Annotated in this window: 17 protein-coding genes; 5 read left to right on the top strand and 12 right to left on the bottom strand. The window is 69.5% G+C overall.

Annotated features, from left to right (window positions below; translation table 11 throughout):
- Position 1: 1 nt before the first annotated feature.
- From ACQPXM_RS16335 to ACQPXM_RS16310, 6 genes are all read right to left on the bottom strand, one after another.
- Positions 2–730: an endonuclease/exonuclease/phosphatase family protein gene (locus ACQPXM_RS16335; RefSeq protein ID WP_432949403.1), complete on the bottom strand. Its 729-nt coding sequence runs from the start codon at positions 728–730 to the stop codon at positions 2–4.
- Between the two features lie 46 nt (positions 731–776).
- Positions 777–1,943 carry an ROK family glucokinase gene (locus ACQPXM_RS16330; protein WP_432949401.1) on the bottom strand — a complete coding sequence of 389 codons (1,167 nt, stop codon included), beginning with the start codon at positions 1,941–1,943 and terminating at the stop codon, positions 777–779.
- A 118-nt stretch (positions 1,944–2,061) separates the two neighbouring features.
- A complete protein-coding gene (locus ACQPXM_RS16325; RefSeq protein WP_432949399.1) occupies positions 2,062–3,105 on the bottom strand; it encodes an ROK family glucokinase in 1,044 nt (347 codons plus the stop codon).
- Positions 3,096–3,569: a hypothetical protein gene (locus ACQPXM_RS16320; RefSeq protein WP_432949397.1), complete on the bottom strand. Its 474-nt coding sequence runs from the start codon at positions 3,567–3,569 to the stop codon at positions 3,096–3,098. Before ACQPXM_RS16320 ends, ACQPXM_RS16325 begins: the two co-directional genes overlap by 10 nt.
- Positions 3,566–4,855, bottom strand: coding sequence for an ArsA family ATPase (locus ACQPXM_RS16315; RefSeq protein ID WP_432949395.1), 1,290 nt, complete (start codon positions 4,853–4,855; stop codon positions 3,566–3,568). The genes ACQPXM_RS16320 and ACQPXM_RS16315 overlap by 4 nt, the downstream gene beginning before the upstream one ends.
- A 40-nt stretch (positions 4,856–4,895) precedes the next feature.
- Positions 4,896–5,810, bottom strand: coding sequence for an SRPBCC family protein (locus ACQPXM_RS16310; RefSeq protein ID WP_432949393.1), 915 nt, complete (start codon positions 5,808–5,810; stop codon positions 4,896–4,898).
- Between the two features lie 100 nt (positions 5,811–5,910).
- On the opposite strand from ACQPXM_RS16310, the gene ACQPXM_RS16305 reads away from it, so the two are divergent.
- Positions 5,911–7,701, top strand: a complete 1,791-nt coding sequence (locus tag ACQPXM_RS16305; RefSeq protein ID WP_432949391.1) for an AMP-dependent synthetase/ligase — start codon at positions 5,911–5,913, stop codon at positions 7,699–7,701.
- Between the two features lie 162 nt (positions 7,702–7,863).
- Here ACQPXM_RS16305 and ACQPXM_RS16300 read toward each other — a convergent pair whose 3' ends face one another.
- Positions 7,864–8,418 carry an isochorismatase family protein gene (locus tag ACQPXM_RS16300; protein ID WP_432949389.1) on the bottom strand — a complete coding sequence of 185 codons (555 nt, stop codon included), beginning with the start codon at positions 8,416–8,418 and terminating at the stop codon, positions 7,864–7,866.
- Positions 8,419–8,572: 154 nt separating this feature from the next.
- On the opposite strand from ACQPXM_RS16300, the gene ACQPXM_RS16295 reads away from it, so the two are divergent.
- Positions 8,573–9,208, top strand: a complete 636-nt coding sequence (locus tag ACQPXM_RS16295) for a dihydrofolate reductase family protein (RefSeq protein WP_432949387.1) — start codon at positions 8,573–8,575, stop codon at positions 9,206–9,208.
- A 109-nt stretch (positions 9,209–9,317) separates the two neighbouring features.
- Entirely contained in the window at positions 9,318–9,743 is a 426-nt protein-coding gene (locus tag ACQPXM_RS16290; protein ID WP_432949385.1) for a VOC family protein, read from the top strand.
- Positions 9,744–10,010: 267 nt separating this feature from the next.
- On the opposite strand, the gene ACQPXM_RS16285 is transcribed toward ACQPXM_RS16290, so the two are convergent.
- Together ACQPXM_RS16285 and ACQPXM_RS16280 are read right to left on the bottom strand one after the other, a co-directional pair.
- Positions 10,011–10,634, bottom strand: a complete 624-nt coding sequence (locus tag ACQPXM_RS16285) for an AAA family ATPase (RefSeq protein ID WP_432949383.1) — start codon at positions 10,632–10,634, stop codon at positions 10,011–10,013.
- Between the two features lie 44 nt (positions 10,635–10,678).
- Positions 10,679–12,061 carry an RNA polymerase subunit sigma-70 gene (locus ACQPXM_RS16280; RefSeq protein ID WP_432949381.1) on the bottom strand — a complete coding sequence of 461 codons (1,383 nt, stop codon included), beginning with the start codon at positions 12,059–12,061 and terminating at the stop codon, positions 10,679–10,681.
- Positions 12,062–12,201: 140 nt separating this feature from the next.
- Here ACQPXM_RS16280 and ACQPXM_RS16275 point away from each other — a divergent pair, with 140 nt between their 5' ends.
- Both ACQPXM_RS16275 and ACQPXM_RS16270 read left to right on the top strand, forming a co-directional pair.
- Positions 12,202–12,570 (top strand): nuclear transport factor 2 family protein, encoded by a 369-nt coding sequence (locus ACQPXM_RS16275; protein WP_432949379.1) that lies wholly within the window; start codon positions 12,202–12,204, stop codon positions 12,568–12,570.
- A complete protein-coding gene (locus ACQPXM_RS16270) occupies positions 12,560–12,937 on the top strand; it encodes an MmcQ/YjbR family DNA-binding protein (RefSeq protein ID WP_432949377.1) in 378 nt (125 codons plus the stop codon). Before ACQPXM_RS16275 ends, ACQPXM_RS16270 begins: the two co-directional genes overlap by 11 nt.
- 82 nt (positions 12,938–13,019) lie before the next feature.
- On the opposite strand, the gene ACQPXM_RS16265 is transcribed toward ACQPXM_RS16270, so the two are convergent.
- From ACQPXM_RS16265 to ACQPXM_RS16255, 3 genes are read right to left on the bottom strand one after another with little or no spacing between them, the layout of a single operon-like run.
- Positions 13,020–13,577, bottom strand: a complete 558-nt coding sequence (locus ACQPXM_RS16265) for a cysteine hydrolase family protein (protein ID WP_432949375.1) — start codon at positions 13,575–13,577, stop codon at positions 13,020–13,022.
- Between the two features lie 60 nt (positions 13,578–13,637).
- The gene (locus tag ACQPXM_RS16260; RefSeq protein WP_432949373.1) at positions 13,638–14,534 is read right to left on the bottom strand and encodes a carbohydrate ABC transporter permease; all 897 of its coding nucleotides are present in this window, start codon (positions 14,532–14,534) and stop codon (positions 13,638–13,640) included.
- Between the two features lie 3 nt (positions 14,535–14,537).
- Complete coding sequence (locus tag ACQPXM_RS16255) at positions 14,538–15,593, bottom strand: carbohydrate ABC transporter permease (protein ID WP_432949371.1); 1,056 nt, start codon at positions 15,591–15,593, stop codon at positions 14,538–14,540.
- Positions 15,594–15,599 lie beyond the last annotated feature (6 nt).

Raw genomic sequence — 15,599 nt, 5'->3', positions numbered from 1 at the left:
GTTATTCGGTGAGTTCGATCAGCAGGGGAAGGTGGTCCGAGCCCTTGGCGAGGTCGTCGCGGGTGACACCGTCGACGGTGTCGAGTGGGATCACGCGGCCGGTCAGCTCGGGCGACAGGTGCGCGCCGTCGATGCGGCGTTCGGGGTTGTCGGAGTGGAACGTCGGGCCCGCGTCGGCGCCGAGGTCGGTGAGGCCCTCGTCGGCGAGGCGCTTCCACACCGGGCCGTCCGGCTCCTCGTTGAGGTCGCCGACCAGCAGGTACGGCAGGTTGAACGATCGGCATCCTCTGAGCACCTGCTCCAGTTCGTGCTCGCGGCCGCGGATGTGCAGACCGAGATGGCAGACGACGAGACCGAGATCGGTCCTGCCCAGGGTGACGCGACCGGCGACCGCGCCGCCGGGGAGCTGGGTCGCGATCAGCCGCAGTCGCCGCCGGACGAACGGGCGCCAGACCCGCCAGTGCAGTGGATCGACGACTTGGGTGCTCCCGGCAACCAAGATCGCGTTGCGCGCGGCGCCCGCGACGTACGTCATGCCGAACGTCGCCGCCATCGCCCGGCGCTTCCGCCGGGTCCCCCACCAGGTCGGCGCTTCCTGGATCAGCGCGACGTCCGGGGCACAGGCCCGGACGACGCGTGCCAGTGCCTCACGATCGTCACCCCACCGGTGCACGTTGTACGACAGCACCCGCAGCACGCTCGTTGGCGCCGAGTCCGCGCTGTCGCTCATCTCCCGCCTCCCGCGCGTGTCTGGACGCCGCGCGGCCGGACCGGGCTCATGCCTCGGGGTCGCCCTGCAGCTCGGCGGTCTTGTTCAGCTGGAGCTGACCGGGCTGCAGCTCCGGATCGACCGCGGCGCGCATCCCGGTCTTGCGGCTCGCGGACTTGCGGGCGGCGCGATCCAAGCGGGTCGAGCGCCCACCGCGAGCCGCCGCCGTCTTCGCGGTCACCGCGGTCGTCTTCACCCGGACCCGGCGCAACCAGGTCGCCTCCTCGCGCGCGAGGTCCGCCGCACCGACCATGCCGGCCTCCGGCCCCAGTACGGCGCGCACGATCCGCGCCTCCGGCCGGAACCCGCGCCCGGTCAGCGTCCGCTTGAACGCCTCCCGCGCCGGCGCCAGCAGCAGCTCACCCGCGTCCGACACCCCGCCGCCGATCACGAACGTCCCCGGGTCGAGCGCGGCCGCCAAGTTGGCCAAGCCGATGCCCAGCCAGCGGCCGACGTCCTCGAGCAGTTCGACCGCGACCGGGTCGCCGTCCTTGGCCAGCTCGGTCACCATCGGCCCGTTGATCTTGCGCGGATCGCCCTCGGCGGCGCGCAGCAGGTTGTGCGCGACCGGCGACCCGGACAGCGCGAGCTCCCGAGCCTCCCGGGTCAGCGCGTTGCCCGACGCGTACTGCTCCCAGCAGCCGCGGTTGCCGCACTCGCACCGGTGACCGCCCGGCACCACCTGCATGTGGCCGAACTCGCCGGCGATGCCGAACTTCCCGCGCTGCAGAGCGCCGTCGTTCAGGATCGCACCGCCGATGCCGGTCCCGAGCGTGACGCAGACCAGGTGACTCTCGCCCTGCCCGCCACCGAAGCGCCACTCCGACCAGGCCGCGGCGTTGGCGTCGTTCTCGACCACGACCGGCAGCCCGAGCCGGCGTTCGACCGCGTCCCGCAGCGGCTCGTGCCGCCAGGCCAGGTGCGGGGCGAACAGCACCGACGAGCGCGTCCCGTCGACGAACCCGGCCGCGCCGATGCCGACCGCGATCACGTCGTGCCGCGACTCCAGGTCCCGGACGATGTCCGCGATCGCGTCCTCGGTCTCGCGCGGGTCCTTGGTCGGGGTGTCCCGGCGCAGCCGGTCCAGGATGTTGCCCTCGGGGTCGACCACCCCGGCGGCCACCTTGGTGCCGCCGATGTCGATCCCGATCGTCAGCGCCTGTGTCAGAGCCATCGCACGACCCTCCTCGCCGTACCCCCAGCAGCCCCCTGGACCACTTCCAGCCAATCACGCCGGACCAACAACCGCCTCCCGCGCAGCACGGTGCCGCTTGCGGCAGCCGCCCGCAGGTTCACTGCGGCTGCTCCGCGGCGGCACCCGGCGCGTCCGACGGAGCCGTCACCTCGGGCGCCGGGGCAGCCTGCGGCGCGGCCTTCTCCGGCGCGGCCGCCGGGCGGCGGGCCAGGTCGGCCGCACCGATGATGCCCGCGTCGTTGCCCAGCTCGGCCAGGCCGAAGGTCGGGTGCGGCCGGTTCGCGCGGGCCGGCAGGTTCTTCTCGAACGCGACCTTCGCCGAGTTCAGCAGCAACTCCTTGGCCGCGCTCACCCCACCGCCGATCACGATCGTGCTCGGGTCGAACAGGGTCGCGAAGCTCGCCAGCCCCTCCCCCAGCCACCGGCCGAGGTCGTCCAGCAGCTCGACCGCGCACGGATCGCCCGCGGCCGCCGCCATCGTGATCATCGGGCCGGTCAGCTCGGCGGGATCGGTGATCTCGCAGACGCTCAGCATCTGCGCCGCCGCCAGCGAACCCGACTCGGCCTGCGCGCGCCCCTCCCGGACCAGCGCCCGGCCGGACGCGTACTGCTCGAGGCAGCCGCGCGCGCCACAACCACACCGATGCCCACCCGGTACGACGCGCATGTGGCCGAGCTCCGCCGCGACGCCGTGCGCGCCGCGCAGCAGTTCGCCGTCGATCACCACGCCGCCGCCGATGCCGGTGCCGACGGTCACGCAGATCATGTGCTCGACGTCCTTGGCCGCGCCGAACGCGAACTCGCCCCAGGCGGCCGCGTTGGCGTCGTTCTCCACCACGACCGGGACCTGCAGTACGTCGGCGACCCGGCGGCCGAGCGGCTCGTCGCGCCAGGCCAGGTTGGGCGCGAACAGCACAGTCGAGCGGTCCGACGAGACGAAGCCGGCGGCACCGATGCCGACCGCCTCGACGTCGTGGTCCGCGATCAGTTCCGCGGCCGCGTCGCAGATCGCCTGGGCGGTCTCGTCGACCGAGTTCGCCGGGGTGTCCCGGTGCGCGCGGGCGCCGATCGTGCCGTCGGTGCCGACGACGCCGGCCGCGATCTTCGTACCGCCGACGTCGATGCCGATGGTCAGTCCCATGGTTCGGGGTCCTCACTCACGTCGATCCGGTCCACCCGGGACCGAGCTGGGCGTTGTCTGTCCTGCTCCCCGGCGGCCCGCGACTCTGCGTCCACCTTCGCCTGCCGCGCCGCCTCCGCGGCAGCCTCCACCAGTCCCCGTACCGCCCCCAACACCCCAGCCGCCGCCGACGACAACTGCTCGACGGTCTCCGGACTGGTGGTCCGCACCCGGTTGATCACCTGACACAGCGGACACCACTGACACTCGGGTCCGTGGCCGATCCCGTGCAGACGGTCGTCCGTGCCCGCGGATTCTGAACGGGAGTCATCACGCTTCGGCTGCTCACCACCGCTCGTCTTCTCCTCGGCAGCGTCCTCGGCCCCGGCAGCCGCACCGAAGTCCGCCGCCCCCGCCGCCCGCAGTACGGCGAACAGCTTCGCGGCCTCCTCGGCCACCGTGCCGACCGGCTCCTTCGCCGTCATCGCGTCGCCTCCGGGATCGCCGTCTCGCCGAACTCCATCTGCTCGCGGAACTCCTCCGCACCGAGCTCCGATCCAGCGAGCTCCGATCCACCGAGCTCGGGCGCACCGATCTCCGGCCCACCGACCGGCGGCCGCGGCAACGGATCCCGCGGCGCGAACCGCACCTGCAGCTTCCCGTCGTCCAACCGAGCCCCGGCGACAACCCCGCGCGCCAACGCGGCCGGCAACGGAATCACCCGCCGGTACGACCCGACCGTGACGATCAACTCGTCCCCGTGCCGCGCCAATTCCAGATCGGCAGCCGATGCCAGCGGCAACGGCAGGGTCAGGATGTACGTCCGCCCGTCGGTGTCGATATGCCGATCCACCAGCAACGACGTCTCGTCCGACGCCCGGGCGAACGGATCGTCCCCGCCGTACATCTCGACCGCAAACGCAGCCAACTCCTCGACGCCGACCGGCTCACAGGCCCGGTACGGCGACTCCCAGATCGGCAGCGGGCTGAACGAATCCGCGACGTCCTCGAGGATCCCCCGCTGCGCCGCGACCCATTGCCGCCGCCAGTTGTCGGCACCGGCCGCGGGGAACACCCGGTTCGCCACGATGCCGTCAACGCGGTACCCGTACAGCGACAACGTCGTCATCGACCGCCGCGCCTCGGCCACCACCACGGCCTCCGGCGTCAGCACCAACCGCACCGAAGCATCCGGCCCCGCCAGCAACGCACGAATGTCGGTCAGATCCTTCTGCAGCCGCCGCAGCGCGTCGAAGACGGTGTCGTCCGGCATCGGCAGCCCCGACGCCTTGCCCAGCAACGGCCGGAACGACCGCAAAACCTTGCGCTCGGCGTTGATGATCCGGTCCATGTACCAGCTCAGCGCCTCCGGCAGCGCGAGCAGCCGCAGCGTCTCCGCCGTCGGCGCGCAGTCGACCACCACGACGTCCCACCGCCCGGACCGGACGTGGTCGCGCACCTCGAGCAGCGCGAGCACCTCCTCGGCACCCGGCAGCACGGTCAGCTCCTCGGCCTCCATCGGGTCGACCCCGACAACGTGCAGTACCGATCGCAGGTAGGCCTGGATGTCTCCCCACGAGCGCTCGAACCGCCGCTGCGCGTCGATCTGCTGCACGAACAGCAGGTCGTCGATCTCGGTCGGCTCACCGCCGACCTCGCAGTCGAACGCGTCCGACAGCGAGTGCGCGGCGTCAGTGGACAGCACCAGCGTGCGCAGTCCGCGCAGCGCGGCCAGCGTGGCGGTGCCGGCCGCGGACGTGGTCTTGCCCACGCCACCTTTTCCTGTGTACAGCAGAACGCGGGTCACGGAATCAGGACTCGACGCGCTTCTTCAGCCCCTTGAGGGCCGTGTCGATGATGACCTTCTCCGCCTTGCGCTTGAGCATGCCGATCATCGGGATCGCCACGTCGACCGCCAGCCGGTAGGTCACCTCGGTGCCCTCGGCCCCGAGGTCGCGCAGCACGTACGCGCCGTCCATGCCCTTGACCATCTTGGCCTGCACCAGCGACCAGGTCACCTCGTTGCGGGACCAGACGTAGTCCAGCGTGTACTCGTCGGAGATCGCCCCGGCGTCCACCTTGAACCGGACCTGTTTGGGCCGGCCCGCCTCGTCGGTCGACAGCACCTCGGTCTCCCGCATCGAGTCCGCCCACTCCGGGTAGGCCTCGAAGTCCGCGATCACCGCCATGATCGCTTTCGGGGTCGCGTTCACGACGATGGTCGAGGTGGTCTGCTCTGCCATCGATTCACCTCTTCGCTGCCGGGACGGTGGCCGGTCCGCGTGCCTGGTCGGCGGCGCGGCCGGGTGCGGGGCGCCGGTGCCCCTCCCGGAGACTATCGCGGGTTCCCAGCCGGACCTGCGCTCGCCCGCGGCGCGGCCCGTCTCGACTTCGTCCTTGAACCGCCAGATCCGCTCCCGGTACCGCGCGACGTACGACTCGTGCAGCCGCCGCAACCCCCGTACGCCGGTACGCCGTACCGGGTCGACGCGCAGGTACCAGTGCACGACGACGCCGTCGCGGACCTGCTCCAGCCACCACTCCGCCGTACCGACCGCGGCGCCGGTGACGGCCCACCGAACTCCCTCCAGCCCACGGCGCTCCGACGGCGTCAACTCCAGCTCCGGCCACCACTCACGCCAGAGGGTGTCCGAGCCGAGCCGCTCCGCGACGTAGGCTGGATCCGCGACGACCAGGTCGTCGCAGCTGATGTCTAGCGAAGGCATGCGCCTGACCTTAGTTCCCTGGGTCACACTGACCTGGCTACTTGTGGGTAAGTGACTGTAACGTGCGCCGGAGCCGACCATCCTGACTGAGGAGACGCGGATGCGTGAGTACACCGTTCCTGCTGTGATCGACCCCCCGACCACGGGTGGACTGGCCGATCCGGTGTGGGCGAACGCATCGTCGCACCCCGACACGGCCGTGTTCAGCCGCCGGGTCGCGGGCGGCTGGCTGGACATCACCGCGGCGCAGTTCGCCGACCAGGTCGCCGGGGTCGCCAAGGGCCTGATCGCGGCGGGCGTCAAGCACGGTGACCGGGTCGCCCTGCTGAGCGCCACCCGGTACGAGTGGACGTTGATCGACTACGCGATCTGGACCATCGGCGCGGTCACCGTGCCGATCTACGAGACTTCGTCGGCGTCGCAGATCGAGTGGATCCTGACCGACTCCGACGCGGTCGTCGCGATCGTCGAGAACGCCGCGCACGCAGCCGTCGTCGAGTCCGCTCGCGGAGAGGCCCCGGCCCTGGGCGAGATCTGGCAGATCGAGGCCGGCGCTGTCGACGAACTGACCGTGCTCGGCCAGCAGATCTCCGACGCCGAGCTCGACAAGCGCCGTACGGCGGTGACGCCGGGCGACCTGGCCACGCTGATCTACACCTCCGGCACGACCGGCCGGCCGAAGGGCTGCAAGATCAGCCACGCCAGCTTCATGGACGAACTCGGTACGGCGACCAAGGTGCTGCCGAGCCTGTTCCGGCTGGACGGCGCGTCGACGCTGCTGTTCCTGCCGCTGGCGCACGTGTTCGCCCGGATCATCCAGGTCGGCTGCGTGATGATGCGGGTCAAGGTCGCCCACACCGCCGACGTGAAGAACCTGGTCGACGACCTCGGCGAGTTCAAGCCGACGTTCATCCTGAGCGTGCCGCGGGTGTTCGAGAAGGTGTTCAACACCGCGAGCCAGACCGCGCACGCGGCCGGCAAGGGCAAGATCTTCGACGCCGCCGCGCAGACCGCGATCGACTACTCCCAGGCGATGGACAAGGGCGGGCCGGGGCTGGGGCTGAAGGCCAAGCACGCGCTGTTCGACAAGCTGGTCTACACGAAGCTGCGCAACGTGCTCGGCGGGCAAGTCGACTACGCCGTCTCCGGCGGCGCGCCGCTCGGCGACCGGCTCGGCCACTTCTTCCGCGGCATCGGCGTACCGGTGCTGGAGGGCTACGGCCTGACCGAGACCACCGCCGCCGTCGCGGTGAACCTGCCCGACGACATCCGCATCGGCACCGTCGGCCGCCCGCTGCCCGGCGTCACCGTCGGCGTCGCGGACGACGGCGAGCTGTGTTTCAAGGGCGGCCAGGTGATGCTCGGCTACTGGAAGAACGACGAGGCCACCGCCGCCGCGATCGACGAGGACGGCTGGTTCCACACCGGCGACCTCGGCGAGTTCGACGCCGACGGCTTCATCCGGATCACCGGCCGCAAGAAGGAAATCCTGGTCACCGCCGGCGGCAAGAACGTCGCCCCCGCTGTCCTCGAGGATCGGATCCGCCTGCACCCGCTGGTCAGCCAGTGCATGGTCGTCGGCGACGGCAAGCCGTTCATCGCCGCGCTGATCACCATCGACCCCGAAACCATCGGCAACTGGGCCGACAAGCACGGCAAACCGCGCGACGTCGAAACCCTGTGCACCGACGAGGACCTGATCGCGGAGATCCAGACCGCCGTCGACGAAGCCAACACCGCCGTCTCCAAGGCCGAGGGCATCAAGAAGTTCACCATCCTGCCGACGGACTGGACCCAGGAAAACGGCGAGCTCTCCCTGAAGCTGTCGCTGCGCCGGCACGTGGTGATGGAAAAGCACGAGGCCGACGTGGAAGCGTTGTACGCGAAGTAAACCCCGGTTGGCCGGCCGCGTCGTCCCGCGGCCGGCCTTGCTTGTTCCTCGGTCGGCCGCGTCGTCCCGCGGGCAACCGTGCTTGTTACTCGGTTGGCCGGGTCGCACCGGCCGCCCGCGGTTGCCCCCTCGCTCAGCCGCTCCCGGCCGACCCCGCCTCACTCAGCCGAACTTCGCCTCCGCAGTAGTGGTGATGCCCGCCGTGCGGCCCGGTGCCTGGTGGTTCTCCCAGTACAGGTTCGTGTGGGCGATCACCAAGTCTGGCGTCGGAGCGCCGTACTCGGAGAGGTCTTCGGTCGTGTGCGCATCGGCGACCAGCGTGGCGTCGTACCCGCGGGTGATGGCGCCGTGCAGCGTGGATCGGATGCACTCGTCGGTCTGAGCGCCGGACACGATCAGCCGGCCGATGCCTCGCTCGGCGAGCACGGACTCGAGGTCGGTGGCCTCGAAGGAGTCCGGGTACCGCTTGTGAACCAGCGCTTCACCCTCGGCGCGCACCAGCTCCGGCACGTACTGCCACTCCTCGCTGTCCTTCTTCAGCCCCTCGTCGCTGTTGTGCTGCACCCAGACGACGTCGACCCCCTCGCCGCGCGCCTTCTCGACCAGGGTGGCGATGTTGCCCACGACGGCGTCGCGGTTGTGCGTGCCCGCCATCACGCCGTTCTGCACGTCGATGACGAGCAGCGCCGTCCTGGGTCGATCGGTCAGCGTGGTCATGAACCCTCCCGGTGCCGGCAAGCCTGATCTCACGATGCTAGATCCACCCTCGGACAATTTCCGCCGCGCGATGTCGATCCGCCGACGACCTGATCGACGCCAAGGGTGAGAGGCGGTTCAGCGAGGACCGCCGGACACCGAGGAGCGACCGCGCATGCGACTGACACTGCACACCTTCCTGACCTTCGACGGCGTCATGCAGGGCCCGGGCGGACCTGACGAGGACCGGACAGGCGGGTTCGACCAGGGTGGCTGGGTCGTCCCGTACGCCGGCGACGAGTTCAACGAGATCGTCGACAGCTGGTTCGCGCGGGCCGAGACGATCCTGCTCGGGCGGACGACGTACGACATGATGTTCGCCTACTGGTCTCAGGTGACCGACCCCGACAACCTGGTCGCGACCAAGCTCAACGGCCTGCCCAAGTACGTGGCCTCGCGGACGCTGAGCGATCCCGAGTGGCAGCACACCACCGTGCTGGACGCCGAGATTGTGGAGCAGGTACGCGCACTCAAGGAGCAGCCGGGCGGCGAGCTGCAGATCCACGGCAGCTGCGGCTTGGCCCGCGAGTTGCATCGCGCCGGACTGATCGACGAGTACCGGCTGATCACGTTCCCGGTCGTGCTCGGCCAGGGCAAGCGCCTCTTCACCGAAGGCCTGCCGCCGACGGCCTTCACCGTGGTCGAGTCGAGGACCGCGGCCAACGGCCTTGCGTACGCCGTACTGACGCCGGCGCCGATCACCACCGGCGGCGAGTACGTCGTCGTCGACGGCAAGGAAGCGATCGCCTGAGCCCTGCTGAAAAACTCCCTGGGAAAGTGCTCATTGGGTGAGCACTTATCTGTCGTTTGATGGAGTCATCGCGGTGGACACGCCACCGCGAGACCCCAGGGAGACAGCAATGTTCCGAGGATTCGCCACCATCAGCTTCTACGCCGACGACCTGGCCGCGGCCCGCGACTGGTACACCGAACTGCTCGGCCTGGAGCCGGATTTCGCCTTCCCGCCCGCCCCCGCCGCCCCGGCGTACATCGAGTACCGGATTGGCGACGACGAGGACGAGCTCGGCTTCATCGACCGCAAGTACGCCCCGCCCGGCGCCCGCAACGCCCCCGGCGGCGCGGTCATGCACTGGCACGTCGACGACCTGCCGGGGACGTTCGAGAAGCTACTCGCGATGGGCGCGAAGGAGTACCAGCCGATCACGTCCCACAGCAACAGCGACTTCACCACCGCGTCGGTCGTGGACCCGTTCGGGAACGTGCTCGGGATCATGCACAACCCGCACTACTTGGAGATCGTCGAAGCCCGTCAGGCCGCCCGCTGACGGTCGGGCGGAGGGCGAGAGGGCCGTTGAGCCGGTTCCCGACTTTGCTTCCCCGCTTACGGATCTCCACCACTGATCAACCAGTGCGGCGGACGCCACGACCGGCGTGGCGGCGGCGTGTCGCCATCGATCGCGCGGGTTGGTCGGTGGTGGAGATCGACCCGTTTCTGCGGTGAACACGCGAGGGCGGACGTGCAGCACTCACCAACGCCTGGAGTCTGGCTCACCAAACGCCTGGATTTTGCCTCGCCCGGTCGCGCGGGCCGCTCAGGTCGGCGGGATGGGGCGGCTTGGTGAGTGCTGGGCGTTCGTCCCGAAACCGAAGGCCTCGACGATCTGCTCGGCCGCCTCTTGCGGCGTCAGGCTGGTGTTGTCGATCCGCACGTGATCATGCTGCTCGATCAGGTCTTCGGCCTTGGTGCGCGTGCCGCCGGTGTTCAGCGTGTACTCGGCGTCGAGCGCGAGCAGGTTGGTTCGCGACCTGTCGAGGTCACGCTTGCTGGCCTTCTGCGCGAGCCGGAACTCGGTCGCGTTGCGTGCCAGCCGCTCCTCCTGGTCGGCGTACAGCTCGACCAGGTGGGCTCGCCCGCCGGCCGACTCGGCGATCTCGATGTACGACGCGATCACGTCGATCTCGTCGGCGTCGTCCAGGCCCCACACGAAGGTGAAGACCAAGCCGGGAAGGTCCGCGGTTGCGGCCTCCTCGATCACGCGGCGGCGGAACTCCGAGACCAGCCGGACGAACGGCTCCGAACCGAACGGGAAGACTCCCAGCACCGGCTCGATCGTCGCGTGGTTGTGGAACAGCTTGAAGCCGGTGAGCTCGCACAGCGCGTGCCCGACGGTCATCTTGCCGACTGCGGCCGGGCCGAAGACGATCACCAGTTCCATGCTGGACATCGTGACAGTCAGCCGCTGGGGCGGGCGACCGGTTTTCAGCTGTCAACTGGTGGTGGGAGTGCCTTCTCCAGCGCGGGCTCGAGGAATCTGGTGATGCGGCTGATTCGATCACCGCGCACCGTGAGCACGAACCGCCCGGTGTACCAGAGCGTCGTGTCGTCGACGAAGTAGCAGATGAAGCCTGGCTGGAAGTTGCATCCGCTCGGGTCCAACCGCAGTCGCTTGCCGCGGCGCCCGGCCGCGCTCGCTCGGAGGAACTCCGCGATCGCAGCCCGCCCGTGGTACTCGTGCGACGCAGGGGGCATCGCCAGCCACGCGTCGTCCGTCAGCAGCCGGGTCACCGCTTCGATGTCGTCGGCAACAAACGCCTCCGCGAACCGTCGAGCGACCGCCCACTCCCCCGAAGTCGCCGTCGCCGCGTCCGATGCCGCGCCGCCCTCTCCGACCCGAGCGCTCGCCGGCGCCCCGCGCCGTCGGGCGCCGCCCCGCGCGTTCCCGGCCGGGCTGCCTTCGGCGTTCACCGTGTGTGGGACCGAGTCACCGCCCTGCGCCTTCCCGGCCGGGCTGCCCTCGGCGTTCACCGTGTGCGGGACGGAGTCAACTACCACGCGGCCGTCACACGAAGAGACGCGCCGCTCGAACCTCACGCCCTCGGTCCCCGCCTCGCGACCCTCCCCGATCACGTCGTACTGCGCCGCATCGATGACCGTCCGGGTGGCATACGAGAAGACGTGTTCGTCGGAGCTCGCGGCTTCGGCCCTTGTCGCGTCGCTTCGGGCCCGCCGCTTGTCGACCACAGCTTCGTCCCTCGCCGCATCACCTTGCGGCCGCTTGCCGACCGCACCAGGCTCTCGGCGCATCGCCGCGCGAGCTCGCTGGAGCGCGCCCTTGATCGCGGTCGGGCCGGTATCCATCAGGTCCGCGACCTCGGCGGTCGTGAAGCCGAGGACGTCGACCAGGACCAGTACCGCGGCCTGGCGGGGTGGGACTCGTTGCAGCGCGGTGACGAAGGCCAGTTCGACGGTTTCCCGGCGTACCGTGCGATCTTCCGGGAGCTGCTCCAGCCAGGCGTCGGGATATGGCTGGAGCCAGGTGATGTCGCCTCGGCGGGTTGGTTCCGGTGGATCGAATGGGGGAATCGGCTCGGTGGGAGGGCGGCGTTTGCCGTTGCGGATGGCGTTGAGGCAGCGGTTGGTGGCGATGCGGTAGAGCCAGGTGCGTACCGATGATCGCCCGGCGAAACCGCCGAGACCGCTCCAGGCGGCGAGCAGGATCTCCTGAATCAGGTCGTCGGCGTCGGTGACCGAGCCGAGCATGCGGTAGCAGTGCAGGTGGAGTTCGCGGACGTACGGCGCGGTCAGGTCCTGGAATGCCTGCTCGTCCCCGCCACGGGCCCGCTCCAGCACCGAACTCGTCATCGGTCCATCGTCTCAGCCGGCGAGGACAATTCCGGGCACTCCCGCCTGAATCAAGCCAGCACGACGGAGGTGACCGTTCCGATCGCGGGGGCCGTGGTGTCTGCACTGTCACGATCACCTCGAACCGGAAGGAATCACCGATGACCGACGCCACCGCACTCGACGTCGCGCTCGCCTACCACCGGGCCTGGACCGGCCACGACTTCGAGGCGGCGATGCAGTACGTCGCCGACGACATCGTCTGCCAGAGCCCGAGCGGGCCGATCGAGGGTGCCGAAGCGTTCCGCGGGTTCATGGAACCGTTCTCGAAGATCCTGCTCGAGTCCGCCCTGCTGTCGGCGTTCGGCGACGAGACCACCGCGTTGCTGATGTACGACACGCGCACCGTTCCGGTCGCCGACGCGCCCGGCGCGGAGCTGCTCACCGTGCACGACGGGCGGATCACGCACCTGCGCATCATCTTCGATCGACTCCCCTTCACCCAGGCACGGGACGCCAATGCGCAGTGATCGCCGCCGGGGCCAGGACCTGCTCGACGAACTGTCCACCGCGTACGACGGCCTGCCGGGTGTCGACCGCTCGCTCATGTTCGGCAGCGAGGGGCTGCGCGTCGGGACGAAGTTCTTCGCCTTCGTCGGCGCTGAGGGCGAGCTGATCGTCAAGCTGCCGGCCGACCGCGTCGCCGGACTGCTCGCCGCCAACGCCGCGGAACCGGTCCACATCGGCCGCAATCCAGCGAAGGAGTGGGCCGGCATCCCGTACCCACCAGCCGATAACGATCAGTGGCGTGATCTGCTCGCGGAGGCCCACGCGTTCGTCGCCGCCGAAGGTGGTCGGCCGACCCGACCGCGTCGGCGCGCCACGAAAGGCAGGTAGCCGGCGACAGCACGGCACGGAAGAGAGCTGGCCAACCTGCGCCCGCCACGAAGGCAGCCAACCCCCGCGCGCCACAGAACAGCTAGCCGAAGGCCACCGTCTTCGCATGCGGCACGATCTCGACCCGGTCGCCGAGCGCCCACTCGGCGACCCGGGACACCACCGCGGCCGGAATCGCCTCGCCCAACCCTTCAGCCGCCGGTACGCCGGTGGTCGCGTGCGCGTCGTGCGGCAGCACCACCCGATAGCCGCGATCCAGCGCCGTCCGGGCCGTCGCGCTGACGCACATCTCCGACATCAGCCCGCAGAGTGCCAAGGACTTCACACCCCGTTCGGTCAGCAGCTCACCCAGCGACGTCTCCCGGAACGCGTCGTCGTACTCCTTCCGGATCACCACCTCGCCGGCGAGCGGCCGGAAATGAAGCTCCCACCCAGCTGTCTCCGGCTCGTCCACCTGACCGGCGTCGCCGTCGTTCTGCACGTGGACGATCAGCGCGCCCGCGTCCCGCGCCACGTCGAGCAGCACCGCGACCTGCTCGGTGAGCCGGCCCGCGTCCGGTACGGCATGGGCTCCCTCGACGTGCCCGGCCTGGACATCGATGATCACCAGGCCGTCGACAGGCAACACGCTCTCAGACATGCGTGGATCATCGGCGAGCCGCACCACCGGGTCAACCGGATTCCACCATCCACGACGGCGTCACCGCCCGCCGGTGAACGTGATCCCGTTGGTGATCTGCTTCTGCGCCAGGAAGAAGATCACCAGGCACGGCAGCGTGATCAGCACCGAGGTTGCCATCAGCAAAGGCGTGTCGGTGCCGTTGACGGACTGGAAGCCGGCCAGAGCGAGCGGCAGCGTCTTCCACTGGTCGGAGTTGATGTAGATCGCCGGGCCGAGGAAGTTGTTCCAGTAGCTCATGAACAGCAGGATCGAGACGGCGACCACGGCAGGACGTGCCAGCGGCAGGTACACGAGCAGGAACATCTTGAACCAGCCGCACCCGTCAACCACCGCGGCGTCGGCCAGCTCGGACGGCATCCGGGAGAAGAACTGCCGGAACAGGAAGATGTAGAACGGCGACCCGAAAAACGCCGGCAGGATCAGCGGGTACAAGGTGTCGATCATGCCGAGGTTGTTGAACAACATGAACTGCGGAACCATCGTCACCTCCCCCGGCAGCAGCATCGTCGCCAGCACCACGGCGAACACGACACCGGAGAACCGCACCCGCAGCCGGGCGAACGCGAACCCGGCCAGCGCGCAGGAAAACACCGTGCCGACGATCGGGATCAGCGTGGTGATCAGCGAGTTCAGCGCGTACCGCCAGAACGGGAACGACGTGATCGCCCGGGTGTAGTTGTCCCAGAGGAACTCGCTCGGCCAGATGCTCGCGCCCGCGCTGCCGACCCCGGCGAGCGATCGCAGCGACGTCGCGATCATCCACAGGAACGGGTAGACGAAGGCCAGCGACCCGAGCCCCAGCACGGCGTACAGCAGCAGGGTGAGCGGCAGGTTGCGCCGCCAGTACGGGCGGTCGGCGCGACGGATGCTCGTGCTCGGGCCGGCGGCGTGACCGGTCTCGACCAGGACGGCCATGGCTCAGCCCCTCCTCAGGCGCGGACGGCGTCGCCGCCCGCCCATCTCGGTCTCGTAGTAGATCGCGAAGGCACTTCCGCGCAGCGTCACGGCGGTGAGCGCCATGATGATCACGAACAGGATCCAGGCCAGCGCGGACGCGTAGCCCATCCGGAAGTTCTGGAACGCGTTGTCGTACAGGTAGTAGACGAAGAACAGCAGCGAGTCCTTCGGGCCGCCGTTGGCGATGAAACCCTGGGTGAAGATCTGCAGCGCGCCGATGATCCCGGTCAGCACGTTGAACAAGATGATCGGGCTCAGCTGCGGCAACGTCACGTGCCAGAACAGCCGCAGTCGTCCGGCGCCGTCGAGCGCCGCGGCCTCGTACAGGGTGGTCGGCACGTCCTTCAGGCCGGCCAGGTAGATCACCATCGCGCCGCCGACGGTCCACAGGCTCATCAGGATCACCGTCGGCAACGCCCAGGACGCGTCGTTGAACCAGCCCGGCCCCTGGATCCCGGCCTTGCCGAGTACGTCGTTGACCAGCCCGTACTGCGGGTTGAAGACCCAGAGGAACAACACGATCTGAGCCACGCCGGACACCAGGCTCGGCAGATACCAGATCGTGCGGAACAGGCGGATGCCCGGCAGGTCGACGTTCATCAGCAGGGAGACGGCGAACGCCAGCGCGGTCTGCAGCGGGACACTGATCACGGCGTACAGCAGGGTGACCTTGATCGCCTGGCCGACCCGTGGGTCCTGGAAGGCCTCGGTGTAGTTGGCCACGCCGACGAACTTCGGCGGGGTGATCAGGTCCCACGAGGTCAGGCTGACGTAGATCGAGGACAGCATCGGCCCGACGGTGAAGACCAGGAAGCCGATCAGCCAGGGCGAGACGAACAACCAGAACGCGATCGTCTTGTCCGCCCGCGGCCACCTCCGCAACGCCGCGTACGCCGCGAGCCCGATCGCGGCGTACAGGGCGACGAGCAGGACCAGGAACGGGACCAGCGGCACCAGGACCGCGGGAACTCCCCAGGACTCCGCGAGCTGGCGGATCCATCCGATGGTCGGGTTCACGGTCTA

The sequence above is a fragment of the Kribbella sp. CA-253562 genome (assembly GCF_050942265.1).
In the GTDB taxonomy this organism is placed as follows: domain Bacteria; phylum Actinomycetota; class Actinomycetes; order Propionibacteriales; family Kribbellaceae; genus Kribbella.
This window is presented reverse-complemented; position numbering and strand designations above follow the sequence as displayed.